The organism is Frigoribacterium sp. PvP054 (assembly GCF_040547465.1).
Lineage (GTDB): Bacteria > Actinomycetota > Actinomycetes > Actinomycetales > Microbacteriaceae > Frigoribacterium.
This window is the reverse complement of sequence record NZ_JBEPPU010000016.1, coordinates 18695-44595: the sequence shown is the minus strand read 5'-3', so window position 1 is coordinate 44595 and position 25901 is coordinate 18695. Positions and strand designations below refer to the sequence as shown.

Genomic DNA, 25901 nt, shown 5'->3' with positions numbered 1-25901 from the left:
GGGGCGGGGGGGGGGGCCCCCCCGGGGGGGGGGCCCCCCCCCCCCCCCCCCCGCGCCCCCCCCCCCCCCCCGGCCCCCCCGGGGGGCGGCCCCCCCCCCCCCCCCGGGGGGGGCCCCCCCCCCCGCGACGGTGGTGCGACCTGGGCGGCGAAGGGCGGCGGGGTGGTGTGGCACCGCCAGGTGGACGTCGCACCGCCGAATGGGGCGGTGCGACGCTCACAGGGCGGTGCGACACGGGCAGGAGGCGCGGGTGCGGCGGGCGCGCACCCCGAGGAGGCGCGGCACCGGCGGGCGCGCACCCCGAGGAGGCGCGGCACCGGCGGGCGCGCACGCCAGGGAGGCGCGGGGTCGGCGGGCGCACGGCCCGGCCCCCGGGGCCGCGGGGGGTCAGGACGCGGGTTCGCGGGACGCGGCGTCGAGCGCCGCGGCGATGGCGTCGAGCTGGGGGAGGGCGTCGGCGATCGTCTCGTCGGTGCCCGTCGTCGAGAGGACGTACTGGTAGGCCTCGGTCAGGGTGCCCGTGGTGGCCTCACCCAGGGCCGTCAGGTGCAGGAAGAGGCTGCGGCGGTCGTCCGGGTGCCGGGTGCGGACGACGTGGCCCGACTTCTCGAGCCGGTCGACGACGGCGGTCGTCGCGCCCGTGCTGAGCAGCAGCTCGTGCGAGAGGGTGCCGGGCGTCAGGCCCGGTGCCTCGCCGATGGCCACGAGGGCCGAGAGCTCGGTATGACCCAGTCCGATCACCTTCGCCGCGTGCAGCCGGTAGCGCCGGTGCGCCTCGTCGAGGGTCCGCAGGGTCGATGCGAGCAGCCGGACGGACTCCGGATGGTTCTCCGGGGTGGCGGGAAGGTCGGGGCTCACCGATGCAGGATATTCGAGCGCCGACCCGCGGGGTGCGGCACCGTCGCAGAACGGATGACCCAGTTCGGGGCCCCCGGCGGGGTCGCCGGGCGTCAGGCGACCTGGTGCACCACGTAGCTCGCGACGAAGCCGAGCACCGTGACCAGTCCGGTCAGCGTCTGCGTCTTGCGGAACGCCTCGGGGATCATCGTGTCGCAGATCATCGCGAGGATCGCCCCGGCCGCGAACGCCATCACGAACGACTGGCCGCCCTCGGGCACGCCGCCCAGCAGGGCGTACCCGCCGAGCGCGGAGAGGGCGCAGACCACGGCGATGCCCGACCACAGCCCGAAGACGTAGCGGGCGGACCGGCCCGACGACTTGAGGTCGGCCGTGCTCGACATGCCCTCGGGGAAGTTCGAGATGACGACGGCGACGAGCACCGCGACGCTGAGCGCACCCCCGCCCGTCAGGCTCACGCCCTGCACTGCGGTCTCGGGCACGCCGTCGAGCAACGCCCCGAGCGCGATGCCGAGGCCGGTGCCCGACCCGGCCGACCCCCGGCTGTGCCGCTTGCGGCGGAAGCCCCCGTGTTCGAGCAGCTGGTCGAGGACGACGTACACGACGGCACCGGCCAGGAACCCGGCGAGGGTCGGCACGAGGCCGCCGCTGCTGGTCGCCTCGTCGACGAGGTCGAACGAGAGGGCGGAGATGAGCACGCCGGCACCGAAGGCCATCACGAGCGCGACGACCTCGCGGGGCACCTTCACGAACCACGACACCACCGCCCCGACCACGAGTGAGAGACCGGAGAGCAGACCGGCGAGCGAGGCGAGGAGGAGCGGTGACGGCACGAGGTCAGGTCTAGTCCGTCCGGGCGCAGGAGGCGCGGCGCCGGTCCCGAGGACCGGCACCGCGCCTCCTGCGGGTCGCCGCTCAGTAGTCGATGCGGCCCCGGCGGTCGTGGAACTCGCCGGTGGGCCCGTCCGGGCCGAGCTGGGCGAGGGCGACCGTGGCGTCCGTGCCCTCGGTGACGGTCTGGTGGCCGCCGTGCCCGTTGAAGTCGGTCGCGGTGTAGCCCGGGTCGCTGACGTTGACCCGGAAGGTCGGCAGGTTCTTCGCGTACTGCACGGTCAGGGCGATCACGGCCGCCTTCGACGCGGCGTAGGGCACCGCGGCGACGGGGAACTCGTCGTGGCCCTCCGTGCTCAACCAGCGCGGCCAGCCGACGCCCGACGCGACGTTCACGATCACGGGCCGGTCGGACCGTCGCAACAGGGGCAGCGCCGCCTGGGTGACGCGGACGATGCCGACGACGTTGACGTCGAGGACCTCCTGCAGCGCCTCGGGGGTGAGGTCGTCGACGCCGAACGACGAACCGAGGACGCCCGCGTTGTTCACGAGCACGTCGAGCTCGGGCAGGGAGGCGACCGCCGCGTCGACGCTCGCCTGGTCGGTGACGTCGAGCTGCACGGCGTGGGCGCCGAGGGCCCGGACGGCGTCGCCCGAGTCGAGGTCGCGCATGCCGGCGTGGACGGTGTGGCCGGCGTCGAGCAGGCGCCGGGCGGTCTCGAGGCCGAGGCTCTTGTTGGCCCCGGTGATCAGTGTGGTGGTCATGCAGCCATGCTGCGCCTCGTCGCCCACCGTGACCCAGGCCCCGCACGACGGGAGGACTGCCGGTACCACCCTCGCAGGGCCGTCAGGGCCGAAGATGGTCGCATGAGCGAGTTCGCCAGCGTGTTGCGGTCGTGGCGCGACCGGGTCGGCCCGGCCGACGTGGGGTTGCCGGCCGGGGCGGGCCGGCGGGCCACCGGCCTCCGCCGGGAAGAACTGGCGGCGCTCGCCGGGGTCAGCGTCGACTACGTCGTCCGCCTCGAACAGGGGCGTGCGTCGAACCCGTCGCCGCAGATGCTTCGTGCCCTGGCCGTCGCCCTGCGCCTGAGCGACGCCGAGCGCGACCACCTCTACCGGGCGGCCGGCGCGGCACCTCCGTCGGTCGGGGTCGTCCCGCGTCACGTCGGTCCCGGCGTGCAGCGCATCGTCGACCGGCTCGGCGACGTGCCCCTGGCCGTCTTCTCGGCGACGCACGACATCCTGCTCTGGAACCCGCTCTGGGCCGCCGTCAACGGCGACCCGTCGCACCTCGTCGGGCTCGAGCGCAACCTCGTCTGGCGGCACTTCACCTCGGGCCACGCCGGCACCGAGTTCGACGCCCAGCACGAGGAGGACTTCGCGAGCGACCTCGCCGCCGACCTGCGGGCGGCCGTCGGGCGTTACCCGTCCGACCCGTCGCTGGTGCACCTCGTGGCCCGGCTCCGGGCCACGTCGCCCGAGTTCGAGCGCTGCTGGGCCGAGGCGAAGGTCGCCGAGCACCGGTCCAGCCGGAAGACCGTCACCGGCACCCCGGTCGGGCCGATCGCCATCGACTGCGACGTGCTGACCGCCCCGGGCGACCTGCGGATCGTCGTCTACACGGTCGCCCCGGGGTCGGACGACGAGGCGCGGCTCGACCTGCTGCGGGTCACCGGGCTGCAGGCGCTGACGACCGCCGAGACGGGCTGAATCGGGGTCGGGGGCGGACGGGCTGCCGGGGGCCGACGGGCTGCCGCGGGCCGGGGTCGTCAGCAGCGGACCGCCGAGGCGAGCACCAGGGCGGTCACCTGGACCGAGGTCGTCGAGGTCGACGTGGCGGTCCACGAGCCGGCGAGCGTCGTGCGGACGGTGAGCGTGTATCGGTTGCCGAGGGCGAGCAGGGCGCCCTGGTCGTAGGTGACCGAACGTTGGGTGCCCGCCGTCGTCGTCGCGAGGACCGTGCTGCCGTACATCAGCTCGAACTTGTCGGGGGCCTCGCCCGAGTACGACCAGCCGATCACGACGCCGCTCGAGCCGCTCGTGTTCGCGCAGGTCAGGGCCGTCGGCGCGACGACCGTCGTCGCCGTGAGCGAGCTCTGCGGCGACGTCGTCGTCGCCAGGAACGAGGCGGCGACGGCCTCGGCCGGCAGCATCAGTCCGATGGTCGACGTGGCGACCACGACGGCCGAGACGGCCGCGGTCGTCCGACGCCGTCGGGCCCGGCGGTGCAGCCGGCGGTGCAGGCGCCGGGGCGGCGTCGGGTTCTCGCGCCGCGCCTCCTCGTCCTGGCCCGCACGCCCGCCTCCGCCCGGAGGCGTCCCGTCGCCGTCGACGCCGGTCGCCTCGGAGGCGCGGCGACGCAGCGGGGAGTCGAGCGTCGTCAGCACGAGCAGCACCGCGAGGGCCGCCGCCGCGAGGCCGAGGTGCGCCCAGTCGCCCTCGCGCGCCCAGACGACCGGAAGCCCCACGGCGGGGACGCGGACCATCGCCACCCCGTGCACGGCGTCGCGCGCGACGGGACTCGAGTCGGCCGACGGGTTCGCGTCGCCCTTGGTGACGATGGCCCCGTCGACCCCGGGGGCGTCGAACCGGTGCAGACGGAGGTGGCCGGGCTGGTCGGGGTCGTCGAAGAGCAGCACCTGGCCCTGGTGCAGCGAGAGCGGGTCGACGGGTCGCGAGACGACGACGTCGCCCAAGGGGATGCGGGGCGCCATCGAGCCGGTCATCACCGTGGTGGGCTGCCAGCCGAGCACCGCCGGGGCGACGGCCCAGAACGCGAGGCCGAGCAGGGCGGCGACGACCCCGCGGGCCACGGTCGCCACGACGATGCGCGACCAGTCGGCGAGCCCCCCGGTGCCGACGGCGGCCAGCCCGGACGCGCCTGCCGAGGCGTGGCGCCTCGGCAGGGCGTGCGCGGGGTGCGTGCTCACGACGGCCTCTCGTCCGGTGCGGGTGCAGCGGGTCCGGGTGGCGGACTAGTTGTTCTGGGCCTCCCAGGTGAAGCCGAGCGAGGTGGTGGCCGACTGCAGCGAGTTCGCCGCGTTCGTGGGCAGCGCGTACGTGATGCGGTAGACCTTCGACTCGCTCGCGGCGCCCGTCGTGGTCCACGAGCCGACTCCGGTGGCGAAGGACGTGCGGCTGCCGGCGAAGGCGGCGAGGGTGCCCGTGTAGGCGGTGCCGTTCGTCGCGTCGGGCGTGAAGCCGGTGCACGAGCCGAAGCCGCCTCCGGTGCCCTGCTCGACCGTGAGGGTGAGGGCCGTCCCGAGCGGGGTGTTCGCCGTGCCGCCCGTGCCGTAGAGGACGACGTTCGAGGGCAGCGACCCCGTCGACGTCACCTTGATGCAGTTCGAGGCGGTCGAGCCGGGCTTGAGGTTCGTGGCCGTGAACAGCGCGGCGTTCGCGTCGTCGTCGGCGAGGGCGACCGTGCCGGCCGTCCAGTTGCTCGTCGGGTTGGTCGTCGTCGCCGAGAACGCCGAGTACGACGCGGCCGAGACGAGCACGCCCGAGACGACGAGGGCGACGGGGACGCCGACGAAGGCGGCGAGACGGGCGGCGCGGGGCGTGGAGATGGGCATGGCGGTGCTTCCTGATCCTGGAACGACGGTGACGGCGAGGCGGCGGGAGCACGGAGCGGTCGGGCGCGACTGGTGAGATCGCGGACGACCGGGCCGCTCGAGGGTGGTTGGCCCTCGACGTCTGCCGGGTGGTTCGGTCACAAAGATAAGTGACGCTCGACCCGGAGGCAAGAGCCTGTCGCGTCAGTGGTCGCGGGCGGCGCGGGCACGCTCCTTGATCGCCGTGATCACCTCGGTCTTGGCGTCGGCATAGTCGTTCATGTCGTCCCAGGGCCGGTCGAGCAGCTCGCGCTTCGTCGACGCGTACAGGTCGCGGTCGGCGGCGTCGGCGCGGAGGTGGTCGCGCAGCAGGAGGTACTCGTCGACCGCCGTCGCCCCGCGCTCGTAGACGTGGACGTGCACGTCGCGCTCGGGCGTCCGCACGAGCCGGTGCCCGGGCTCACGCACCCGCAGCTCGTAGCCCGTCGCGAGCAGCGGGTCGAGGTAGTCCTCTTCGGCCGTGATGTCGGGCACCACCACCACGACGTCGACGATCGGCTTGGCGGCGAGCCCCGGCACCGACGTCGAGCCGATGTGCTCGACCTGGACGTCGCCGCCCGACGGGTCCAGGGCCTCGACGATGCGGCGGCGGTGCGCCTCGAACGCGGCGGGCCAGCGCTCGTCGTAGTCGTGCAAGGTGATGCGCACCGGCTCGGCACCGCCCACGAGGTCGAGGGTCGTGACGTCGGGGCGGCGGGGCGTTCGGTCGGCGGGCATCAGGAGATCTTGCCAGACGCCCGGACAATAGGCTGCCAGGGGTCGGGTGATCGAGAGGACGACGATGGAGTTCCGCTTCGACGGCGACCTGTGGCGGTGGGAGAGCCGGCGCGCCTTCTACACGTTCGTCAGCCTGCCGCCCGAAGTCGAGGACCACGTGCTCATGGTCGCCGGTGACCTGTTGCGCGGCTGGGGGTCGGTCCGCGTGGAGGCGCGGATCGGGTCGTCCACGTTCGCCACGTCGGTCTTCCCCCTCGGCGACGAGGCCGCCTACGCCCTGCCGGTCAAGCGGGCCGTGCGCGACGCCCTGGGCGTCGGGGTGGGCGACACCGTCAGCGTGACGCTGCGCCTGCTCGACTTCTGAGCCGCCTCAGGGCCGGGCGTCCGCGTCGGAGTCGGCCTGCGCCTCCTGCGGGGCCTCGGCCTGCGCTTACACGTTCGCCCGCGGTGCCGCGTCGGCGTCAGCCTCGGCCGCGTGCGCTCGGGCGTACCGCCGCGCCCGGGCGATGCGGAGCAGGGTCCACGGCAAGAACGCGACCAGCACCACGACGAGCAGGACCAGCAGGGGCAGGGCGAACGGGCTGGTGCCCGACAGCAGCCCCTGCACCTGCTGGATGGCGAGTCCGGCGTAGAGCATGACGAGGTACGCCAGCTGGAACGGGAGCGTGACGGCGACCACCTGGGCGTACCGCGCGGCGGCGACCCGCTCGCCGGGATCGAGGTCGACCGCCTTGCCCCGGAGGACCACCCTGCCGACCTTCTGCACGAGTGCGGGGTCGCGGCCCGTGGCCTCCCGCAGGGCCCGGTTGAACGACAGCGTCGTCGTCACGCAGGTGATCGCACCCGCGAAGAACGCCAGCGCCACGGCGAAACCGAGGCCGCTCGGCAGGATGTCCGACAGCCCGTCGACGGTGGTGGAGACCACGACGGCGACCACCAGGCCGACCACGAGCGCCCCGGCGAACACGGCGGCCACCGTCACGACCTTGCGGGTGATCTCGCGCCGGGTGATCGGGACCCAGGTCGGCCTCGGGTCGCGCGACGCGTCGTCCCGTCGCTGCAGCGCCGGCCCGACGACGAGCGCGACGGCGGTCAGGAGGGCGCCGCCTCCGGCGAAGACGACCACGAGCCACCACGGCGACCCGTTCAGCACGGCGTAGGCCACGACGGCCGCGACGCCCGCCACCTCGGCCAGCACGACCCCGACGATCCACCGCCTCAGGAGGCGACGGCGGGCCGGGTCGCCCCCGAAGTCCCAGTACGCGGTGAGCGAGCCGAGCGTCAGCGGCCCGAAGACGAGGGCCACCAAGCCCACCGTGGCGAGGAAGAGGGTCCAGTCGACCCGGGGAGGCGCGGCGAAGACGACCAGGAGCGTCCCTCCCAGCGCGAGCGCGCTCGAGACGAGGACGGAGACGATGAAGGCGGCGATGCGCACGGGTCGGGACCTTTCGGGCGGTCGCGCACGGCTCGGGCACCGATGCTGACGACTCCTCGACAACCTACCGGCTCGCCGGTCCCGAGGTCGGGCCGGTCGCGGGGGCCGCGTCGAGTCGGGCACCCGGGTCTTGACGACGGACCGGGGCAGGGCCACTGTGTGCGTCACCACCTGACGACCGTCCGAAGGAGGACCCGATGGCCATGATCTTCGTCAACCTGCCCGTGACCGACCTCGACCGTGCCAAGACGTTCTACACGGCCCTCGGGTTCACCATCAACCCGCTCTTCACGGACGACAACGCGGCCTGCGTGATCGTCGACGAGGACCACAGCGCGTTCATGATCCTGACCCGCGAGTTCTTCCAGACCTTCACCGACCTGCCCGTCGGCGACCCGACGGCCGCGGCGTCCGTCGCGACCGCCGTGATGCTCGACTCACGCGACGACGTCGACGCGACCGTGACGGCCGGCCTCGGTGCCGGAGGCACGGAGGCCCGCCCGGCCACCGACCACGGCTTCATGTACCAGCGCCAGCTGACCGACCCCGACGGCAACATCCTCGAGTTCGGCTGGATGGACCCTCAGGCCGCCGAACATGGCCCCGAGGCCTACGCCGAGCAGCAGGGCGCCCCCGACCGAGCTGACGCCGCGCCCGGTGCCGGCTCCCGACGATCGAGTGGGCAGGAAACGTCCTTCGATCGCCGGTGAAGCGCGTCTTCCGCCCACTCGACGGGCGCCTCGCGGCTGCGGTCAGCGCGCGAGCGTGTCGCGCGGGTACTCGTCGAAGCGCTCGGCGTAGGCCCCCGCGAAGCGGCCGAAGTTGCCGAACCCCCACCGGCGGGCGACGTCCGACACGCGTGTCTCGGTCGGGGCGGCGGCGAGCAGCTCGTCGTGGGCGCGGTCGAGCCGCACCTGCCGCAGGTAGGCCGCCGGCGACGTGCCGAGGTGCTCCTTCATCGAGGTCTGCAGGGTGCGGGTGTGCATGCCCGACGCGGCGGCGATGTCGGCCGGGGTCAACGGCTCGGCGGCGTGGGCGTGGATGTACTCGACCGCGTGCCGCACCCGGGCGGCCTCCTGCGTGCGCAGGCCGACCGGCACGTCGACGGCGCGCCACGGGAACAGGTCGAGCAGCGACCGGGCCAGGGCCAGCTGCGCCTCGAGCCGCATGATCGGCGAGGCCTGTTCGGCCACGACGGCGGCGGCGCTCGAGCCGACCGTGGCGCGCCAGGCGGCGACGGCCTCGGGGCGGGGCGTGACGGCGTAGTCGAACACGATCCGTTGCGAGGGGCCGCCGTGTCGTTCGGCGGCCGTCTGCTCGAGGAACGCGGTGCCCAGCTGCACCATGCTGTTGCGGCGAGGCGTCGACTCGAACGAGAAGGCCTCCTCCGCCGGCATCAGGAACGGCGTGGCGCCGTCGCTCGTGAAGGTGTGCCCGCGCTGGTGCAGGGTCGTGCGACCGCTGCGGTTCCACGCGACGATGTACTGCCCGGGGAAGGGGATCTCGCCCCGCATGGGCGCCGAGAACGACGAGGTCTGAAGCACGAGCCGGTCGTCGCCCGCGAGCACGTACGAGTACTCGAAGGGGGCGTCGGTCGCCTCGGACTCGAACCGTCGGCCGCGGTAGTGGGTCTCGAGCCGCCTGGTCGCCTCGCGCAGGTCGGTGCCGCCGTCCTGCACGCGCCGGTAGGTCGTCTCGGTGCCGCCCGTCAGGTCGACGGGGGCCGGGGTGACGCCACCGGTCGCGTCGGGCTCTCCGTCGGGCTCGCTGACGTAGAAGCTCGGCATGGTGGTCCTCTCGATCCGTCGTGCGCTGCCGCCATGGTGGAGGACGGCACACGATGAGGACGGTCGCCGGGGCCGGAACGTCACGAAAAAGTCGTGCCGGGGTGCGCGAGCCGTGCGCAGCCCCCGACGACGAGGAGGCGCGGTGCCGTCGCGCCGCGCCTCCTCGTCCCCTGGGTGGTCGCGTCAAACGGCCGTCGCCACCGCGACCTCGTTCGGCGTGACGTCGAGCTCGGTCGACGTCAGCACCTCGCCGGTGGTCAGGTCGACCGCGTGCACGCCGTTCGTGGCCGGCTCGGTGACGTAGCCGACGTCGCCGGCGACGACGATCGCGGGGTGGGCGTCCTGCCAGTCGACCGGCCCCTCCCACGCCTCGATCACGGGCCACGACGCCGTCAGCTCGCCCGTCGCGGGGTCGAGCACGTGCACGGCGCCGTCGGTGCCGATCAGGTAGGCGAGGTCGCTCGGGCCGCGGGCGACGCCCCGGAAGGTGTACTCGACGCCCTCGGGCAGGTCGACGACGTCGAGGGTGTCCGCCTCGGTGTCGATCAGGGTGACGGCGTGCAGCAGGTAGCCCTCGGCGTCGGGGTCGTCCTTGTGGTCGCCGACCACCACCGGGCTGGTCTCGCTGACGTACGCGTTGCCCATGCGCCCGTACGGCTGCGAGGGCGAGTCCAGCTTGGTGATCGTGCCGTCGTGGTAGACCAGCGCGCCGTCCTCGCAGCCGAACACGACGGCCTCGTCGGCCGCGGTGCCCTCGCCATGGACGCCGGGGCACTGGTCGCTCTCGGCCACGACCGCGCCGTCGGCGTCGCGCACCTCGATGCCCGTGCGCCCGTCGGCGTCGCCGACCGTCGTCAGGAACGTGCCGTCCTCGAGCACGACCGAGACGCCGTGGTGCGCCTCGACGCCCTCGACGGTCTCGGTGACGGGCAGCTCGCCGTCGGCCACGGCGGCCGTCAGGTCGGCCGACCGGAACACGGTCGTGTCGCTGGTGCCGTCGGCGTAGAGCACCGTCGTGCCGCCGTGCCGGACGACGTGGCCGGCCGTGTCGGCGTCGAAGACGAGGTCGGTCAGGGCGGGCTCGTCGGCGCTGCCCGCCGCGGTGTCGAGCACCTGGAAGCCGGCGCTCGTGGTCACCAGCACGTGACGACCGTCGCCGGCCGGGTTCAGGCGGGTGAACTCCTCGGACCCGAAGTCGCCGACCGGCTCGAGGGTCTCGCCGTCGAGCACGACGACGCGGCCCTCGGACGAGACGGCGAGGCGGGGGCCTGACGAGGAGGCGCGGGTCGCGTCGGCGCCGTCCGTGGCGTCGGACGCGGTGCCCGGCCCGCCGGTCGAGCAGGCGACGAGGGTCGCGGCGACGCCGAGGGCGAGCAACGTGCCGCCCGTCCGTCGCAGGTGGGGGGTGCGCATGGGTGTTCCTCTTTCTGGTGGACGGGCGCTCAGGGGGAGAGCCCGGTGGCGATGCGCTCGGTGTCGACGCGCATCATGGTCAGGTAGTCGGGGGCGTCGCCGTCGGCCGCGGTGAGCGACTCGGTGAACAGCTCGACGACGTCGACGTGGACGTCCGCCTCGCTCGCCAGGGCCTGCACGAGCCGGTCGGGCGACGACGACTCGGCGAAGACGGTCGGCACGCCCGTCCTCTCGACGGCGTCGACCAGGTCGGCGAGGTCGGACGCCGACGGGGCCGCGAGCGTCGTGCCCCCGGGGATCACGGCACCGACGACGTCGAAGTCGAAACGCTCGGCGAGGTAGCCGAACACGTGGTGGTTCGTCACGAGGGCGCGGCGGTCGGCCGGGATCGCGGCGAAGGCCGTGCTCATCTCGGCGTCGAGCCGGTCGAGGGCGGCGCGGTAGTCGGCCGTCCGGGTGGCGAGGAGGGCGTCGTCAACGCCGTCGACCTCGGCGAGCACCGGCTCGAGCGCGTCGACGACGTCGAGCATTTGTCCGGGGTCCGTCCAGAGGTGCGGGTCGGGCGTGCCGGCCGCGTCTCCCTCTCGGTACTCGAGCACGTCGATCGCGTCTCCCGCGACGAAAGCGGGCGCGCCGGCGTCGACGGCCGCGTCGAGGTGCTGCTGCAGCCCCTCCTCGAGGCCGAGGCCGTTCGAGACGACGAGGTCGGCCGCCCGCATGCGGGCCGCCTGCCGTGCCGAGATCTCGAACGAGTGCGGGTCGGCGTCCGGCGCCATCAGCGTGACCACCTCGGCCTGGTCGCCGACGAGCTCGCCGACGACGTCGCCGAGGATGTTCGTCGACACGACGACGGTGGGGCGGTCGTCGCCCGCGGGTGCGCAGGCGGTGAGGGCCAGGACGGCGGCTGCGGTGAGTCCGGCGAGGAGGGCTCGCGACCGGCTCACCGGCCGGTCTCCGCGACGAAGGCCGGTTCGGTCCCGGTCTCGAAGCTGCGGGCGACGCGCGCGTCGTCGGCGGGGTCGATCTCGTGCAGCATCCCCTCGACCGGGGCCGAGAGGTAGGCCCGCTGCTGGTCGGCGATCAGGGTCGGGGTGCGGCCCGCGGCGAGCGAGTCGGCGACGAGCGGCGCCGTCTCGGCCACGATCGCGCCGGTGCCGCCGTCGAGGACGAGCACCCGGCCGTCCCGGGCGAGGGCGAGGAGGCGCTGGTCGGCGTCGTCCACGGCGGTCACGTGCGCCAGCGGGGTCGGTGCGGGCAGCAGCGTCCAGGCACGGGCCCGGGTGTCGAGCAGCCAGACGCCCTCGGAGCCGGCGAGCGCGGCCACGGTGGGTCGCCCCTCCCGGTTGTCGAAGGCCGTCGCCGGGGCCGCGGTGGCGCCCTGCGGGTAGGGGATGCGCTCGACCACGAGCTCGTCGTCGACGACCGTCGCGAGCCGGGCGCCGTCCGAGCAGCCGACGACGGCGCCGACGCGGGTGGTGATCGTGCCGGCCGCGTCGGGGCAGGTCTCGCGGAGGCCGGTCTCGTCGCCGTCGGCGGTGCGGCCGACCAGCGTGGTCCGGTCGCCGCGGCCCTCGGTGACCAGGGCGAACGATCCGACGGGCACGACCATGCCGTCGCCCGGGTCGCCGTCGAGGCGGAACCGCTCGCGCAGCTCGCCACGCGACAGGGCCTCGGTGTCGAGCAGGACGGCGTCGCCCGAGCCGGCGAAGTGCACGCCGGTCGAGCCCGAGGTCGAGAGGTTCGTCGTCGCGACGGTCGCCGGGCCGTCCCCCTCGACGGTGCCGAGCAGGCGTGGCTCGGCCCGGTAGTAGTGGAAGTGGTCGACGTGGTCCCAGGTCCACGCGCCGCTGTCGACCACCTCGACGCCGTCCCCGGTCTCGGCGAACAGGTACCGGCCGTCGGTCGACACGGCGGTCGGGGCGCCGACCGAGCCGAGCCCGGTGACGGACCCGTCGAGCAGGTCGAGGTGGCCGACGGTGCCCGAGGGGTCGATCGTGGTCAGGCCGAGGCGCGGTTCGGGCAGCTCCTCGGCACCGGCCACGGCGCCGTGGCCGTCGCCGGACCCGCCGGTCGGGGCGTCCGCGGTGGGGCCGGTGCCGGTGCCGTCGGCGGTGGGGCCGGTCGAACAGGCGACGAGCCCGAGGGCGAGCGCGCCGGCCACGCAGGTCGAGAGGAGGGGGGATCGCATGCGGTCCTTCCGGGAGCGGGTGGGTGGGGTGGACGGGTGGGTGCTGCGCCCGCGGGCGGGGCGGGTCAGGCCGTGACGGCGTCGGTCGCCGGGAGGTGCGGGCCGGCTCGTCCGGACCGCCGTCGGCTCACGACGGCTCGGCCGGCCCCCGACAGCCCCGCGAAGGCGACGGCCGTCGCCGCGATCGACGCTCCCGCGGCCGTCGCGGCGTGCCACGAGACGAGCAGCCCCACGGCCACGGCGAGCACCCCCACCCCGGAGGCGAGCGCCATGCGGGCGGGCAGGCGCGTCGTCCAGGGGCCGGCCGCGACCGCCGGTGCGAGCAGCAGGCCGACGACCAGCAACGAGCCGACGGCCTGGTACGAGGCGACGACGGCGAGGGTGACGAGCCCGACGAGGACGGCCTGCGCCGACCGCGGCCCCAGCCCGAGCACGGCGGCCAGGCGGGGGTCGAGTGCGAGGGCCACGAGCGGGCGGTGGAACACGGCGGCCACGACCACGCCGACCACGGTCGCCGCGGCGAGCAGGGCGAGGTCGGTGGCCGAGATCGCGAGCACGTCGCCGAACAGGATCGACGTGGCGTCGGTCGCGAAGCTGCCCGAGTGCGAGACGACGACGACGCCGAGCGCGAGCATCGCGACGAACAACAGGCCGATGCTCGTGTCGTACGACAGCCGCCCGCGGCGCTGCAGGGCGGCGACGCCGAGGCTCATGACGACGGCGCTGACCGCGCCGCCGACCAGGACCGGCGCGCCGAGCACCGTGGCGATCGCGACGCCGGGCAGCAGGCCGTGGGCGAGGGCCTCGCCGAGGAAGGCCATGCCCCGCACGACGACCCAGGTGCCGACGACGCCGCAGAGGACGGCGACGAGGCCGCCGCCGACGAGGGCGCGCTGGACGAAGTCGAACGAGAACGGCTCGAGGACGGCGGGGGAGAGGAAGGGCACGAGACATGACCGTAGCTGAGAATGAGAACGCTTATCAACTAGGGTGGTGGCATGCCGACCGTCACCCGTCCCTCGTCCCTCGCGCGCCTCCGGGGCGTGGGCGTCTCGTACGGCGACCGCGTCGCCCTGGCCGGCGTCGACCTCGACGTGCCCGCGGGTGCCGTCACGGTGGTCGCCGGACCCAACGGCGCCGGCAAGTCGACCCTGCTCGAGGTCGTCGCCGGCGTCCGACCGCCGACGTCGGGGACGCGTGCCGTGACCGCGACGGCCGCCTTCGTGCCGCAGCGCACGTCGGTCTCCGACCGCCTGCCGCTGACCGTGCGGGACGTGGTCTCGGTCGGTGCCTGGGGCCGGGTCGGCCGGTGGCGCCCCCTGGATCGTGGCGCCCGGGCCGCCGTCGACGAGGCGCTCGTCCGTCTGGACGTCGCCGACCTCGCCCGGCGCCCCTTCGCGGCCCTGTCGGGAGGCCAGCGGCAACGGGCGCTCCTCGCCCACGGCCTCGCCCGCGGTGCCCGCCTGCTGCTGCTCGACGAGCCGACGACGGGCCTCGACGCCGCCGGTGCCGCCCGCATCCTGACGACGCTGTTCGACGAGGCGGCCCACGGCACGGCCGTGCTCGTCGTCTCGCACGACCCGACGCTGATCGGTGCCGCGCACCGCGTCGTCCGCCTCGAGGCGGGTCGCGTCGTCGCCGGTCCGGGCGACGGGGGCGACGGGGATGCCGGGCGTCCCGTCGCGGACGAGGACAGCGCCGCCCCGTCGGCCCCGGGCCACCGGGTGCGAGGTGGCGCTGGCGACGAGGAGGCGCGGTGCGGCACAGTGGCGTCGTGACCGACCGCAGACCCGCGCCCGAGCCCCTCCCGTCCGACGGCCCGTCGTCGTCGGCCCCGTCCGCCGACCCGTCGTCGTCGGCCCCGTCCGCCGACCCGTCGTCGTCGGCCCCGTCCGCCGACGTCCTGCACCTGACGGCCTTCGCCGTCGGCCCCGGAGGCGGCAACCCCGCCGGCGTGGTGCTCGACGCGTCGGCCCTGACGGCCGTCGACATGCTGCGGGTCGCGGCCGAGGTGGGCCACGCCGAGACGGCCTTCGTGGTCGACGCGTCCGTCGCCGGCGACGACCGGCGCGTGGCCGTGCGCTACTTCTCACCCGGGGCCGAGGTGCCGTTCTGCGGGCACGCGACGATCGCGACCGCGGTCGCCCTGGCCGAGCGACGAGGGGTCGGGGCGTTCACGCTCGACACCGCGGTCGGGCCGGTCGTCATCGAGACGGCGCGGGGTGACGGTTCCGGAGACGTTGTGCGGGGCCCGGTGACGGCGTCGTTCACGAGCGTCGAGCCGGTCGTGCGCGACCTCGACCCGGCCGTCACCGACCGCCTGCTGGCGCTCCTCGGTCTCGGGCGCACCGACCTCGACGACCGACGTCCCCTGCGGGAGTCGTTCGCCGGCAACCGTCACCCCGTGGTGGCGGTCCGCGAGCAGCGGGTCTTCGACGGCTTCGGCTTCGACCCGGCCGCCCTCCGGGCCCTGATGGACGAGCAGGGCTGGGCCGGCACGGTCACGGTGTTCTGCGACCAGGGCGTCGACGAGTCCGGTGCGACCGTGGTCGAGGCGCGCAACCTCTTCCCGGTCGGCTCGATCACCGAGGACCCTGCCACGGGCTCGGCGGCCGCGTCGCTGGGCGGGTACCTCCGCGCGCTCGACCTGATCGCGCCTCCTGCCCGGGTCGTGGTGCGGCAGGGCCGGCACGTGGGTCGGCCGAGCCTGCTCGTGGTCGACGTGCCCGTCACCGGCGGCATCACCGTGACGGGCACGGCGACGCCCCTGCCCGACGCGCCGGCCCGCTGAGCGGCTGAGCCGTCCTGCCGGGCCGTCGCTCAGGCGCCGCACGACGATGAACCCCGTTTCGAACGACGAACCCGGATGTTTCCGGGTGCATCGTTCGAAACGGGGTTCGAGGCGCGTCGCGGGTCAGTCGCGGGTGAGTCGACGACGGCGCACGACCAGGGTCGCCGCCCCCGCCAGCACGAACAGGAGGGCCGCAGCCGCCGCCCACCGGGCGTCGGACCCGGTGAAGGCGAGTTGCCCGTCCACCCCGGCGGGGCCCGAGCCCTGCCCGACGGGCGTCACGCCGGTGCCGGGGTCGGCCGGCGACCCGGGGACGCCGGGCTCGATCGGCGTCCCGGGGGCACCGGGCGTGCCCGGGTCGCCGGGCGTCCCGGGGTCGCCGGGCGTGCCGGGCTCGGCCGCGACGCCGGGGAAGGTCCCGGCGCGCAGCGAGAACCCGTCGGTGTCGTTGTCGTCCGCGTAGAAGGTCTGGCGGGACCCGTCGACGCTCGTCGCCGCCGGGGCGATGGCGAAGCCCTCGTTGGCGAGCCCCCGGTCGGCGTTCGCCGGGGCGTCGTAGACGACGTCCTCGGCGAAGGCGCCCGCCTCGTCGACCGAGAACAGCGCGGTGCGACCCGAGCAGGCCTCGTCGCAGACGACCCAGAGCGCGTCGAGGTCGGCGTCGAACTGCAGGTCGGCGACCAGGGCGAACGACGTGGCGATCGTGGCCACCCGCTCGAACGACCCGTCGGCCATCAGGGCGTAGGCGTAGACGCTCGCGGTGCCCTCGACGCCGACGAAGAACAGCCCGTCGCCGTGGCCGGCGTAGGTGGCCGGGTCGTAGGAGGCGCCGGTCGCCTCGTCGACGAAGCCCGCTTCGGTCAGCCACGCGTCGGGCACCCAGGTGATGCCCTCGAGGCCCGCGTTCGCTCCCAGTCCGGGGAAGTCCGCCGCGAGGTTCCACTCGTCCGTCGCGACGAGGGTCGTGGCCGATCCGGCCGAGGTCACGTCGTAGCGCAGCACCGAGGGGCGGCTGACCGAGCCGGAGGCGTTGTTGCGCTCGGTCGAGACGTAGACACCGCCCGCCGACGAGTCGCCGGCCACGGTGACGCCCTCGGCGTCGACCACGTCGGACGCGACGCCGCTCGGGTAGAGCAGCCTCTTGCCCGCGGCCCAGCCGTCGGTCGTCTGCGGCATCCAGCCGCCCGCGCCGTCGGACACCACGCGGTAGAGCAGGCCGTCGCCGTTCTGCACGGCCCAGAGCGTGCCGGGGGTCGCGGTGCCGGTCGGCTCGTAGTCGAGGCCGCTGAGGTCGCCGGTGAAGGTGCCCTCGTCGTCCAGGGGGACCTCGTCGGGTCCACCGGGCCAGGCCGACGGCACGGTCACGCCTGCGAAGGTGTTCGTCGTGCCCTTGGTGGGGGCCGACGTGACGGCGAAGTCGCCCGTGCCGTCGGGGCCGCGGCCGTAGGTGGTGGCGGCGTGCGTCGTCCACGAGTACTCGTCCGCGACGGTCGAACCGTCGGCTGCCGTCGTGCCGTCCGGCAGCAGCAGGCGCACCGAGTCGGCGCCGCCCAGCCCGAAGTCGAAGCCGGCCGTGGTCGGGGTGGCCTCGTCGAGCACGACGAACCCGCCGGGCGCGACGACCGTGCCGGCCGGGATCACGTAGCGGTGCGTCGGGTCGGAGTCGGTCAGCACGTAGCCGCCGAGGTCGACCGACGTGGTGCCCACGGTGGTGAGCTCGACCCAGTCGCCGGGCGCGCCTCCCTGGCTCTCGACCTCGTTGACGCGCACGGGCGACGAGCAGTCGTTCGCCGCGCCCTTCGTCGAGGCGGTCGTCGTCGTGAGGTCACCGGTGCCGTCGGGGCAGCGGCCGTAGCTGACGGTGCTGTGGACGCTCCAGGCGTACGAGGCGACGAGCGTGCCGGCGGTGTCGAACAGGCGTGCCGAGTCGGGCTGGCCGAGCCCGAAGTCGAAGCCGACCGGGTTCGAGCCCGAGGCCTGGTCGATCACGAAGAACGCGCCGGGGTCGACAATCGAGCCCGCGGGCAGGGTGAAGGGGGTGCGGACGTCGTCCTCGTCACGGAACGTGTAGCCCGACACGTCGACGGGAGCGGTGCCGACGTTGGTCAGCTCGACCCAGTCGGTGTCGTCGCCGTTCGACTCGACCTCGTTGACCACCACGTCGGTGGTGGCGGGCTCGGCGGGGACGGGGTCGGGGTCGGTCGGCGTGGTGGGGTCGGTCGGGGCCGGCGCCGTGACGCACGAGTTGGCGACACCCCGGGTGCCCGCCGCGGTGGTCGTGAACTCGCCCGTGCCGTCGGCGCACCGGCCGTAGGTCGTCGTCGGGAACTGCGTCCAGGCGTACGAGTCGAGCAGGGTGGCACCGTCGGCGGCGTACAGCCGGACGGCGTCGTCGCGTCCGAGCCCGTAGGCGGCGGTGCCCCACACGGCGTCGTCGGCCACGTCGACGACGAGCCGCTCGCCCGCGGCCAGGACGGTGCCGGCGGGCAGGGCCAGCGTGCGGGTGTCGTTGCTGTCACGCAGCACGAAGCCCGACACGTCGGTCGAGGCCTGGCCGGTGTTGAGCAGCTCGACCCAGTCGTCGGTCGTGTCGATCTCGTTGACGACGACGTCGGCGTCGGCCGCGAGGGCGGGCAGGGCGCTCGTGGCCACGAGCCCGGCGGCGGCGATCGAGCCGGCCAGGGTCAGGGCGCCGAGGCGGAGCAGGGGCGTGCGCATGCGGGGGTCCGTTTCGTCGGGTGTGGACCGAACCATCTCGGACGGAGGCGACGTGCAGGTGAACGAGCCGTGAACGGGGTTCGCCGTCAGGGCGGGCGCCCCGCCTCGAACCCCGTCCACGAAGACGAACCACGGAAGAACGGGGTTCCTCTTCGCGAACGGGGTTCGGCGGGCCCGCGCCGACCCGCGCCGACCCGCGCTTGCCCACGCGACCCGCGCCGACCCGCGCCGACCCGGACCGGCCCGGCGGGACTAGCGTCACGGGCATGGCATCCGAGGCGACGACCCTGCGGGTGGGCGACCGCGACGTCCGCATCAGCAGTCCGTCGCGCGTGCTCTGGCCCGACCTCGGCGTGACGAAGCTCGACCTGGCCCGGTACCTGGTCGAGGTCGGCGGACCGTTCGTCGCGGCCAACGGCGACCGGCCGATCTCGCTGCAGCGCTTCGGTGGCGACGTCGACGGCGACCAGTACTTCTCGAAGAACCCGCCGCGCGGCACCCCCGACTACGTCCGGGCCGTCGACGTCACCTACCCGAGCGGCCGGGTGCACCCCCAGCTCGTGATCGACGAGCCCGCCGCGGCCGTCTGGGCGGCCCAGATGAACACCCTGGTCTTCCACCCCTGGGCGAGCCGCGCCGAGCAGCCCGACCTGCCCGACCAGCTGCGCGTCGACCTCGACCCGCAGCCGGGCACGAGCTTCGCCGACGCCGTGACCGCGGCGCTCGACCTGCGGGCTGTGCTCGACGAGGCGGGGCTGACCGCGTTCGTCAAGACCAGCGGCAACCGGGGCCTGCACGTCTTCGCCCCGATCGAACCGACGCACGAGTTCCTCGAGGTGCGGCACGCCGTGATCGCCGCCGCCCGTGAGCTCGAGCGTCGCACGCCCGACCGCGTCACCACCGCCTGGTGGAAGGAGGAGCGCGGCGACCGCCTCTTCGTCGACTACAACCAGGCCAACCGCGACAGGACCATGGCGGGTGCCTGGTCTCCTCGGGCGCTGCCCCGCGCCTCCGTGTCGTTGCCGGTCTCGTGGGACGACCTGCCCGGCGTCGACCCCGCCGAGCACACCGTGCTGACCGTGCCCGAGCGGCTGCAGACGCACGGCGACCCGTGGGCGTCGATGCACGAGTCGCCCGGGCGCATCGACACGTTGCTCGCCTGGTGGGAGCGCGACGTCGCCGACGGCCTCGGCGAACTGCCCTTCCCCCCGGACTTCCCGAAGATGCCGGGTGAGCCGCCGCGCGTCCAGCCCAGCCGCGCGCGGAAGCCCGCCGCCGACTGACCCGCGCCGCGCGGCACCGCCTTTCGTGCATCACACCTCGCCTAGACGCGGTGCGGTGCACGAGACCCGGTGCGGTGGCACCGAGGAGGCGCGGGTCGCCTAGGCGAGCACCTCACCCAGGTCGTACGCCGCGGGCACCTCGAGCTGGTCGTAGCCGCACGAGCGGGCCTCGCGGTCGTCGCGCCACCGTTCGACCTGGACGGTGTGGCGGAAGCGCGTGCCCTCCATCTGGTCGTAGCGCACCTCGACCACGCGCTCGGGGCGGAGGGGCACGAACGACACGTCCTTGCCCGACGAGAAGCGGCTGCGCTCGGTCTCGGCGTGCCGCACCTCGCCGTCCTCGTCGCGGTCGACGTACGGCGCCAGCTCGTCGACGAGCTCGAGGCGACGGGCGTCCGAGAACGCGGACGCGCCTCCCACGCCGTGCAGCTCGCCCTCGTCGTCGTACAGGCCGAGCAACAGCGACCCCACCCCCGAACCGCTCTTGTGGACGCGGTAGCCGAGCACCACCACGTCGGCGGTCCGGTGGTGCTTGACCTTCAGCATCGTCCGCTTCCCCGGGGCGTAGGAGGCGCGGGTCGGCTTCGCCACGACCCCGTCGAGCCCGGCGCCCTCGAACTCGGTCAGCCACCGACGGGCCGTCGTGACGTCGTCGGTCGCCTGCGTGACGTGGAGGGGGTGACCCGCGCCTGCCACGGTCTCGAGCAGCAGCGCGCGACGCTCGGCGAAGGGGGAGTCGAGCAGGTCGCGGTCGCCCAGGGCGAGCAGGTCGAAGGCGACGAACGTCGCCGGGGTCTCGACGCTGAGCGTGGCGACGCGCGAGGCCGCGGGGTGGATGCGCTGGCCGAGGGCCTCCCAGTCGAGCCGCTCGTGGCCCGGCTCGCCGGTGCGGACGACGATCTCGCCGTCGAGGACGCAGGGCCCGGGCAGCACGCGCGCCAGGGCCTCGACGAGTTCGGGGAAGTACCGCGTGAGCATCTTCGACCCGCGGCTGCCGATCTCGACGGTCAGCCGGGCGTCGCCCGGGGCGTCGGCCTCGGCGTCGCCCGCGGAGTCGGCCTCGGCCCGCGTGGCGTAGACGATGCCGCGGAACCCGTCCCACTTCGGTTCGTAGCTCAGCCCGCCCTCGACGGAGTCGGGCTCGGGCACCTCGGCCACGGCCTTGGCGAGCATCGGGACGATCGGTTCGGCGGCGGTCGGGATCATGTGCCGAGTCTGCTCCCGGCGGGCGGACGCGCGGCCGGACCCCGCGGACCCCGCGGAGCGCCGAGACCCCGGGAAGTCGCCGAGACCCGCGTGCGCGCGCGGGGGTCTCGGCGACGTCCTGGGGTGTCGGCGGTCGACGGGAACGTGCTCGACCGGGTTGGATGGGCTGGTGCGTGTCTCCGTGGTCGTCCCCGTCCGAGACGACGGAGCCCTGCTCGACGCGTGCCTCCGGTCGCTCGCCCGGCAGACCCGCGTGCCCGACGAGGTGATCGTGGTCGACAACGGCAGCACCGACGACACGGTCGAGGTGGCCCTGCGGCACGGTGCCCGCGTGGTCACCGAGCCCCAGGTGGGCATCGCCGCCGCGGCGAGCACCGGCTACGACACGGCCGCGGGCGTCGGCCCCGACGGGCGCCCCGCGGCCTCCCCGACCCCGCACCCGCCCGCCGACCTCATCGGCCGGGTCGACGCCGACAGCGTCCTGCCCCGCACCTGGGTCGCCGACCTGGTGGGCACCCTCGCCGACGACGCCGACGTGCTCGCCGTCAGCACGAACGCCCGCTTCTACGACGCGCCGGTCGGGGTCGAGCGCCTGCTCTCGGCCCTGTACGTCGGTGCGTACCACCTCGTGATCGGGGCCGCCCTGGCGCACTGGCCGCTGTTCGGCTCGACGATGATGATGCGTCGCACCGCCTGGCTCGACGTGCGCGACGAGGTGCACCGGCACGAGACCCTGCTGCACGACGACATGGACCTCGCCCTGCACCTCGGCGACCGCCAGCTCGCCGGCCGCGGGCGCATCGCCTACCGCCGCGACGTCGTCACGGGCATCTCGGCCCGGCCGCTCGACCCGGGCAACGCGCCGTGGTTGCGCACCTACCGGGCGCTGCACTCGTTCACGGTGCACGGCACCGACGGCCTGCCCTGGTCGCGCTGGCTGCGGGCCGACCCGGCCGGCCTGTTCACGCGCCTCGGCTGGGCACCGTCACCGGTGGTGGACGCGCGGGCGGCCGTGTCCGACGGCGTCGGGCCCGACGCCGACCGCGCCACCGTCGACGCCGGACGAGGAGGCGCGCGCGACACGCCCGCGGACGTCGCCCCCCACGACGAACGGCATCGCCAGCCCGGCCAGGAGCGACCCGAGGCCGCCCGCGGCGAGGTCGCCGATCGTGTCGTCGTAGCCCACGAAGATCGCGGAGTCGACGAGGGTGTGGCCCGCCCACTCGCCCATCTCCCACAGGGTGCCCGCGGCGAGGCCGAAGGCGACCGTCAGCACGACTGAGCCGACGCGGGCGGAGCGCCCCGCGCCTCCTCGTCCGGCGTCGTTCGGCGAGACCACCCAGCCGGCACGCCGGGCGAGCACGACGACGACCGCGGCCAGCAGGCCGTTGAGCACGAAGTGCACCACGGTGTCGTAGCCGGCGACGCGGGTGTAGAGCTCGAAGACGCTGCTCCAGGCGGCCCCGAGGACGGCGACGCCGACCATCAGGTCGACCGAGGCGCGCAGGCCCAGCATGCGGGGCACGAGGGTGCCGAGCAGCGCCAGCATGAGCACTGCGATCTCGACCACGCCCCACCCGACGCCGACCACGACGACGCTCAGGGCGGCGACCACCCGGACGGCGTCGGCGACGTACTCGAGCGTGCCGTGCGGGCGGCGGAGGAAGGCCTCGGCGACGGTGGGCATCTCAGGCCTCCTGGGGGCGGTGCTCGGACGGGGTCTGCCCGGACTGGGTCTGCTGGGACGGCCATTGCACGACGGCGTGCACGGGGTCGTGGTCGGAGGGGGCGACGCCGCCGGGGCGGAGGGCTCCGACGCCCGCCCGGTCGACGTGGGCCGCGCCGTCGACGAGCAGCCAGTCGAGGCGACGGCCGCCGACGCGCGGCGGCCCGTAGTCCGAGTACGAGCCCCAGCCCGGGTCGAGGCGTTCGTCGGCGACCTCGCGGCTGTCGACGAGTCGTCCGCGGGTCAGCTCGCGGTGCGCGGGCGAGCCGACGACGGCGTTGAAGTCGCCCATCACCGCGACGGGACCCTCGAGGGCGTCGGTGAAGGTGCGCAGCTGCACGGCCGAGTGCCGCCGCGACCGGGCCGAGAGGTGGTCGAAGTGGGTCACGACGACGTGCAGCCGGGCACCGGTCGCCCGGTCCTCGAGCTCGGCGTGGACGGCCGTGCGGGGGATCATGTTGCCGTAGGTGTGCGAGCCCGGCACGCGGGGCGTCGCTGACAGCCAGAACGACTCGTGCCGCACGATGGTGAGGCGGGTCGTGTCGACGTGCAGTTCGACGCGCTCGCCGCCACGGTCGCGGTCGCGCCCGGTCCCCACCGAGGCGTACCGCTCGCCGAGTGCCTCCGAGAGCTGCGCCGACTGGTCGGGCAGCGCCTCCTGGATGCCGAGCACCGCCGGGGCCTCGGCCTCGAGCAGGAGGCGCAGGGCCGGCAGCCGGGACGCCCAGCGGTCCGCCCGCGCGTGCCTCGTCGAGAGCACCTGGGGCATGCGACGACGGATGTTGTAGGTCATCAGGTGCAGGTCGGGGGCGTCGACCGGGCCGACCGTCGGGGCGACCCGGACGCCGTCCGCATCGGAGGTGGCGGAGGAGGGGGCGGTCGGGTCGGTCGGGGGCGTCATGACACGGGCGACGGTAGGCCGTCCTCGGGTGACGCGCCCGGTCGGCGGGACCGGACGCCCTCGTTCCTCGGGCCCCCGGGGTCGACACCGGGGCTAGTTAGTGTATACACTAATGGTCCGTCTCGACGAGGAGAACCCATGCCCGACACGTCCCTGCCCGAGTCCGTCGACGTCGTCGTGGTGGGTGGTGGCAACGCCGGTTTCACGGCGGCCCACGCCGCCGCCTCGCGGGGCCGGAGCGTGCTGCTCCTCGAACGGGGCGGCGAAGCCGAGTCGGGCGGCAACAGCTACTACACCGCCGGGGCGACCCGCATCGCGCACGACGGACTCGCCGACCTGGTCGACATCGTCGAGCCCGACGACCGGCACGACGTCACCGAGGTGCCGCCGTACCCCGCCGCCGAGTACGCGGCCGACCTCCGGAAGGTCACCTCGGGCCGCAACGACCCCGACCTGACGGCCGTGCTCGTCGACGAGTCGCGCGACGCCGTCGCCTGGCTGCACGACCTGGGCCTCCGCTACCGCCTCATGTACGAGCGCCAGGCCTACGAGCGCGACGGCGGCGGCTACCTGTTCTGGGGCGGGCTCCACCTCGGCAACGTCGACGGGGGCAAGGGGCTGATCGCCGACCACCGCGCGGTCGCCGACCGGCTCGGCTACCGGGTCGCCTACGGGGTCCGCGTCACCGGGTTCGTCACGTCGCCCGACGGAGGCGCGGCGGAGGTCGGTGACGCGGCGGCGGGAGGCGCGGCGCCGGTGTCGGTCACGGGCGTGACCTGCGTCGACGCCGAGGGTCGCGAGCACGAGGTGCGGGCCGAGTCGGTGGTCGTCGCGTCGGGCGGGTTCGAGTCGAGTCCCGAGCTGCGGGAGCGCCACCTCGGCCCGGGTTGGGGCTCGGCCGTCGTGCGCGGCACGCCCCTCAACACGGGCGAGCTCATCGAGGCCGCCCTCGACCTCGGGGCCGCCCGTGGCGGTGACTGGACCACCGCGCACAGCGTGCAGTGGGACGCCTTCCACCCCGACAACGAGGGCAACCGCGAGCTGACCAACCGCTTCACCCGCCAGAGCTACCCGCTCGGGGTCATCGTGAACCGTGAGGGCCGGCGCTTCGTGGACGAGGGCGAGGACTTCCGCAACTACACGTACGCCAAGTTCGGCGGGCGCATCCTCGGACAACCCGGCGGCATCGCCTACCAGGTCTTCGACGCCACGCTGCGTCCGATGCTGCGCACCGAGGAGTACGACATGCCCGGCATCAGCGTCGTGCAGGCCGACACGCTCGAGCAGCTCGCCGCCTCGCTCGACGTCGACGCGGACGCGTTCGTCGCGACGATCCGCGAGTACAACGCCTCGATCGACCTCTCGGTGCCGTGGGACCCGACCGTCAAGGACGGCCGGCGGGCCGACGTCACGCCCCTGAAGAGCAACTGGGCGACGCCCCTCGAGACGGGTCCGTTCTTCGCCTACCCTGTGACCTGTGGCATCACCTTCACCTTCGGCGGACTGGCGGGCGACGTCGACGGCCGGGTGCGGCGCGACGACGGGTCGACCGTGCCGGGGCTCTTCGCCGTCGGCGAGGCGCTCGGCGGGCTCTTCTCCGGCAACTACCCCGGGGGTTCCGGCCTGGCGGCAGGGGCGGTGTTCGGCCGGCGGGCCGGCCTGGCCGCCTAGCCGGTGAGGTCGACCGGCGCCGCGGGTGCGGCCGCGGCCGACGACGTGCGCGGCGACGGGGCCGAGCGGCCCATGCGACACGACGGCGACTCGATCCACGACGAGTTGCGCGCCCAGATCCTCTCGGGCGCCATCCCGCCCGGTGCCGCGTTGCGCGAGGTCGTGCTGGCCGAGCGCTTCGGCGTCTCGCGCACGCCCGTGCGGGCGGCGCTCGGGCGACTCGAGCACGAACGCCTGCTCGAGCGCGGTGCCCGGGGCCTCTTCGTCAAGCGCGTGGACGCGCGAGAGGTCGTGCAGGTCTACGACGTGCGCATCATGCTCGAGGCCGAGGTGGCGTCGCAGGCTGCCACCACCCGCGACGACCACGACCTCGAGCGGCTCGACGGGCTCGTGGCCCGCGACCGCGCTCTCGTCGAGCCCTCCGACCGCCTGCGCATGACGACGAACCTCGAGTTCCACGCGGCGCTGTGGGACGCCGCGCACAACCCCGTGCTGCTCGACCTGCTCGAACGGCTGTCGGTCCACCTGATCCACACCCCGAGCTCGACCCTGTCGGTGGGCGACCGCTGGGTCGAGGCCCTCGACGAGCACGCCCTGATCGTGGCGGCGATCCGCGAGCGTGACGCCGTGCGCGCCGGTGCTGTCGCCCGGCGGCACATGCAGCGCGCCCGCGAGATCCGGCTCGACCTGTTGCGCCTCGAGGTCGACGCCGAACTGGGCTGACCCGCCCGGCCGAGCGTGCCTCCTCGTTGACGTCGGGGG

General features: G+C 74.7%; 24 protein-coding genes and 1 pseudogene. 9 read left to right on the top strand and 16 right to left on the bottom strand.

Annotated elements, in window-relative coordinates:
- Nucleotides 1–387: 387 nt before the first annotated feature.
- The 3 genes from ABID81_RS14670 to ABID81_RS14660 all read right to left on the bottom strand — a co-directional run bounded on the left by ABID81_RS14670 (nt 388) and on the right by ABID81_RS14660 (nt 2454).
- Nucleotides 388–858, bottom strand: a complete 471-nt coding sequence (locus tag ABID81_RS14670) for a MarR family winged helix-turn-helix transcriptional regulator (RefSeq protein WP_354595523.1) — start codon at nt 856–858, stop codon at nt 388–390.
- A gap of 92 nt (nt 859–950) precedes the next feature.
- Nucleotides 951–1691, bottom strand: coding sequence for a ZIP family metal transporter (locus ABID81_RS14665; protein ID WP_354595522.1), 741 nt, complete (start codon nt 1689–1691; stop codon nt 951–953).
- A gap of 82 nt (nt 1692–1773) precedes the next feature.
- Nucleotides 1774–2454: an SDR family NAD(P)-dependent oxidoreductase gene (locus ABID81_RS14660; RefSeq protein ID WP_354595521.1), complete on the bottom strand. Its 681-nt coding sequence runs from the start codon at nt 2452–2454 to the stop codon at nt 1774–1776.
- Nucleotides 2455–2556: 102 nt separating this feature from the next.
- Here ABID81_RS14660 and ABID81_RS14655 point away from each other — a divergent pair, with 102 nt between their 5' ends.
- Nucleotides 2557–3399, top strand: a complete 843-nt coding sequence (locus ABID81_RS14655) for a helix-turn-helix transcriptional regulator (protein ID WP_354595520.1) — start codon at nt 2557–2559, stop codon at nt 3397–3399.
- 59 nt (nt 3400–3458) lie between these two features.
- Here the strand turns inward: ABID81_RS14655 and ABID81_RS14650 are convergent, their stop codons facing one another.
- From ABID81_RS14650 to ABID81_RS14640, 3 genes are all read right to left on the bottom strand, one after another.
- The gene (locus ABID81_RS14650; RefSeq protein ID WP_354595519.1) at nt 3459–4619 is read right to left on the bottom strand and encodes a S26 family signal peptidase; all 1161 of its coding nucleotides are present in this window, start codon (nt 4617–4619) and stop codon (nt 3459–3461) included.
- 45 nt (nt 4620–4664) lie between these two features.
- The gene (locus ABID81_RS14645) at nt 4665–5264 is read right to left on the bottom strand and encodes a hypothetical protein (protein WP_354595518.1); all 600 of its coding nucleotides are present in this window, start codon (nt 5262–5264) and stop codon (nt 4665–4667) included.
- A gap of 183 nt (nt 5265–5447) precedes the next feature.
- Complete coding sequence (locus ABID81_RS14640; protein WP_354595517.1) at nt 5448–6020, bottom strand: GrpB family protein; 573 nt, start codon at nt 6018–6020, stop codon at nt 5448–5450.
- A 46-nt stretch (nt 6021–6066) separates the two neighbouring features.
- Between ABID81_RS14640 and ABID81_RS14635 the strand changes: the two genes are divergently transcribed.
- The gene (locus ABID81_RS14635; protein WP_354595516.1) at nt 6067–6384 is read left to right on the top strand and encodes a DUF1905 domain-containing protein; all 318 of its coding nucleotides are present in this window, start codon (nt 6067–6069) and stop codon (nt 6382–6384) included.
- Nucleotides 6385–6450: 66 nt separating this feature from the next.
- Here the strand turns inward: ABID81_RS14635 and ABID81_RS14630 are convergent, their stop codons facing one another.
- Nucleotides 6451–7455: a hypothetical protein gene (locus ABID81_RS14630; protein WP_354595515.1), complete on the bottom strand. Its 1005-nt coding sequence runs from the start codon at nt 7453–7455 to the stop codon at nt 6451–6453.
- Between the two features lie 197 nt (nt 7456–7652).
- On the opposite strand from ABID81_RS14630, the gene ABID81_RS14625 reads away from it, so the two are divergent.
- On the top strand, nt 7653–8165 hold the full coding sequence (locus ABID81_RS14625; RefSeq protein ID WP_502915239.1) for a VOC family protein: 513 nt from the start codon (nt 7653–7655) through the stop codon (nt 8163–8165).
- 42 nt (nt 8166–8207) lie between these two features.
- On the opposite strand, the gene ABID81_RS14620 is transcribed toward ABID81_RS14625, so the two are convergent.
- The 5 genes from ABID81_RS14620 to aztB form a co-directional block, all read right to left on the bottom strand.
- On the bottom strand, nt 8208–9242 hold the full coding sequence (locus tag ABID81_RS14620) for a helix-turn-helix transcriptional regulator (protein ID WP_354595514.1): 1035 nt from the start codon (nt 9240–9242) through the stop codon (nt 8208–8210).
- A 183-nt stretch (nt 9243–9425) separates the two neighbouring features.
- Complete coding sequence (gene aztD, locus ABID81_RS14615) at nt 9426–10655, bottom strand: zinc metallochaperone AztD (RefSeq protein ID WP_354595513.1); 1230 nt, start codon at nt 10653–10655, stop codon at nt 9426–9428.
- Between the two features lie 29 nt (nt 10656–10684).
- Nucleotides 10685–11599 (bottom strand): zinc ABC transporter substrate-binding protein AztC, encoded by a 915-nt coding sequence (gene aztC, locus ABID81_RS14610; protein WP_354595512.1) that lies wholly within the window; start codon nt 11597–11599, stop codon nt 10685–10687.
- The gene (locus ABID81_RS14605) at nt 11596–12843 is read right to left on the bottom strand and encodes an ABC transporter (RefSeq protein WP_354595511.1); all 1248 of its coding nucleotides are present in this window, start codon (nt 12841–12843) and stop codon (nt 11596–11598) included. Before ABID81_RS14605 ends, aztC begins: the two co-directional genes overlap by 4 nt.
- Before the next feature lie 65 nt (nt 12844–12908).
- The gene (gene aztB / locus ABID81_RS14600; protein ID WP_354595510.1) at nt 12909–13790 is read right to left on the bottom strand and encodes a zinc ABC transporter permease AztB; all 882 of its coding nucleotides are present in this window, start codon (nt 13788–13790) and stop codon (nt 12909–12911) included.
- Between the two features lie 51 nt (nt 13791–13841).
- On the opposite strand from aztB, the gene aztA reads away from it, so the two are divergent.
- Together aztA and ABID81_RS14590 are read left to right on the top strand one after the other, a co-directional pair.
- Complete coding sequence (aztA, locus tag ABID81_RS14595; RefSeq protein ID WP_354595509.1) at nt 13842–14621, top strand: zinc ABC transporter ATP-binding protein AztA; 780 nt, start codon at nt 13842–13844, stop codon at nt 14619–14621.
- Nucleotides 14618–15634 (top strand): PhzF family phenazine biosynthesis protein, encoded by a 1017-nt coding sequence (locus ABID81_RS14590; protein WP_354595508.1) that lies wholly within the window; start codon nt 14618–14620, stop codon nt 15632–15634. Before aztA ends, ABID81_RS14590 begins: the two co-directional genes overlap by 4 nt.
- A gap of 123 nt (nt 15635–15757) precedes the next feature.
- Here ABID81_RS14590 and ABID81_RS14585 read toward each other — a convergent pair whose 3' ends face one another.
- Nucleotides 15758–18352, bottom strand: coding sequence for a lamin tail domain-containing protein (locus ABID81_RS14585; protein WP_354595507.1), 2595 nt, complete (start codon nt 18350–18352; stop codon nt 15758–15760).
- Between the two features lie 266 nt (nt 18353–18618).
- Between ABID81_RS14585 and ligD the strand changes: the two genes are divergently transcribed.
- Complete coding sequence (gene ligD / locus ABID81_RS14580; RefSeq protein ID WP_354595506.1) at nt 18619–19635, top strand: non-homologous end-joining DNA ligase; 1017 nt, start codon at nt 18619–18621, stop codon at nt 19633–19635.
- A 99-nt stretch (nt 19636–19734) separates the two neighbouring features.
- On the opposite strand, the gene ABID81_RS14575 is transcribed toward ligD, so the two are convergent.
- Nucleotides 19735–20841: an ATP-dependent DNA ligase gene (locus ABID81_RS14575; RefSeq protein WP_354595505.1), complete on the bottom strand. Its 1107-nt coding sequence runs from the start codon at nt 20839–20841 to the stop codon at nt 19735–19737.
- On the opposite strand from ABID81_RS14575, the pseudogene ABID81_RS15725 reads away from it, so the two are divergent.
- Nucleotides 20840–21601, top strand: a pseudogene (locus ABID81_RS15725) (glycosyltransferase); the annotation flags it as partial. The gene ABID81_RS14575 and the pseudogene ABID81_RS15725 overlap by 2 nt on opposite strands.
- 225 nt (nt 21602–21826) lie before the next feature.
- On the opposite strand, the gene ABID81_RS15720 reads toward ABID81_RS15725, so the two are convergent.
- Together ABID81_RS15720 and ABID81_RS14565 are read right to left on the bottom strand one after the other, a co-directional pair.
- The gene (locus tag ABID81_RS15720) at nt 21827–22528 is read right to left on the bottom strand and encodes a DUF2238 domain-containing protein (RefSeq protein ID WP_502915238.1); all 702 of its coding nucleotides are present in this window, start codon (nt 22526–22528) and stop codon (nt 21827–21829) included.
- A gap of 1 nt (nt 22529) precedes the next feature.
- The gene (locus tag ABID81_RS14565; protein ID WP_354595503.1) at nt 22530–23468 is read right to left on the bottom strand and encodes an endonuclease/exonuclease/phosphatase family protein; all 939 of its coding nucleotides are present in this window, start codon (nt 23466–23468) and stop codon (nt 22530–22532) included.
- A gap of 138 nt (nt 23469–23606) precedes the next feature.
- On the opposite strand from ABID81_RS14565, the gene tcuA reads away from it, so the two are divergent.
- Nucleotides 23607–25139, top strand: a complete 1533-nt coding sequence (gene tcuA / locus ABID81_RS14560) for an FAD-dependent tricarballylate dehydrogenase TcuA (protein ID WP_354595502.1) — start codon at nt 23607–23609, stop codon at nt 25137–25139.
- Nucleotides 25140–25142: 3 nt separating this feature from the next.
- Nucleotides 25143–25862: a GntR family transcriptional regulator gene (locus ABID81_RS14555; RefSeq protein ID WP_354595501.1), complete on the top strand. Its 720-nt coding sequence runs from the start codon at nt 25143–25145 to the stop codon at nt 25860–25862.
- Nucleotides 25863–25901: the final 39 nt, after the last annotated feature.

Bases quoted from the DNA above. Each gene is read 5' to 3' on its own strand.
- ABID81_RS14640 (WP_354595517.1), bottom strand. From the start codon at position 6,020: ATGCCCGCCGACCGAACGCCCCGCCGCCCCGACGTCACGACCCTCGAC.
- aztA (WP_354595509.1), top strand. From the start codon at position 13,842: ATGCCGACCGTCACCCGTCCCTCGTCCCTCGCGCGCCTCCGGGGCGTG.
- ABID81_RS15720 (WP_502915238.1), bottom strand. From the start codon at position 22,528: ATGCCCACCGTCGCCGAGGCCTTCCTCCGCCGCCCGCACGGCACGCTC.
- ABID81_RS14575 (WP_354595505.1), bottom strand. From the start codon at position 20,841: ATGATCCCGACCGCCGCCGAACCGATCGTCCCGATGCTCGCCAAGGCC.
- ABID81_RS14585 (WP_354595507.1), bottom strand. From the start codon at position 18,352: ATGCGCACGCCCCTGCTCCGCCTCGGCGCCCTGACCCTGGCCGGCTCG.
- ABID81_RS14605 (WP_354595511.1), bottom strand. From the start codon at position 12,843: ATGCGATCCCCCCTCCTCTCGACCTGCGTGGCCGGCGCGCTCGCCCTC.
- ABID81_RS14625 (WP_502915239.1), top strand. From the start codon at position 7,653: ATGGCCATGATCTTCGTCAACCTGCCCGTGACCGACCTCGACCGTGCC.
- tcuA (WP_354595502.1), top strand. From the start codon at position 23,607: ATGCCCGACACGTCCCTGCCCGAGTCCGTCGACGTCGTCGTGGTGGGT.
- ABID81_RS14660 (WP_354595521.1), bottom strand. From the start codon at position 2,454: ATGACCACCACACTGATCACCGGGGCCAACAAGAGCCTCGGCCTCGAG.
- ligD (WP_354595506.1), top strand. From the start codon at position 18,619: ATGGCATCCGAGGCGACGACCCTGCGGGTGGGCGACCGCGACGTCCGC.
- aztD (WP_354595513.1), bottom strand. From the start codon at position 10,655: ATGCGCACCCCCCACCTGCGACGGACGGGCGGCACGTTGCTCGCCCTC.
- ABID81_RS14565 (WP_354595503.1), bottom strand. From the start codon at position 23,468: ATGACGCCCCCGACCGACCCGACCGCCCCCTCCTCCGCCACCTCCGAT.
- ABID81_RS14645 (WP_354595518.1), bottom strand. From the start codon at position 5,264: ATGCCCATCTCCACGCCCCGCGCCGCCCGTCTCGCCGCCTTCGTCGGC.
- ABID81_RS14620 (WP_354595514.1), bottom strand. From the start codon at position 9,242: ATGCCGAGCTTCTACGTCAGCGAGCCCGACGGAGAGCCCGACGCGACC.
- ABID81_RS14655 (WP_354595520.1), top strand. From the start codon at position 2,557: ATGAGCGAGTTCGCCAGCGTGTTGCGGTCGTGGCGCGACCGGGTCGGC.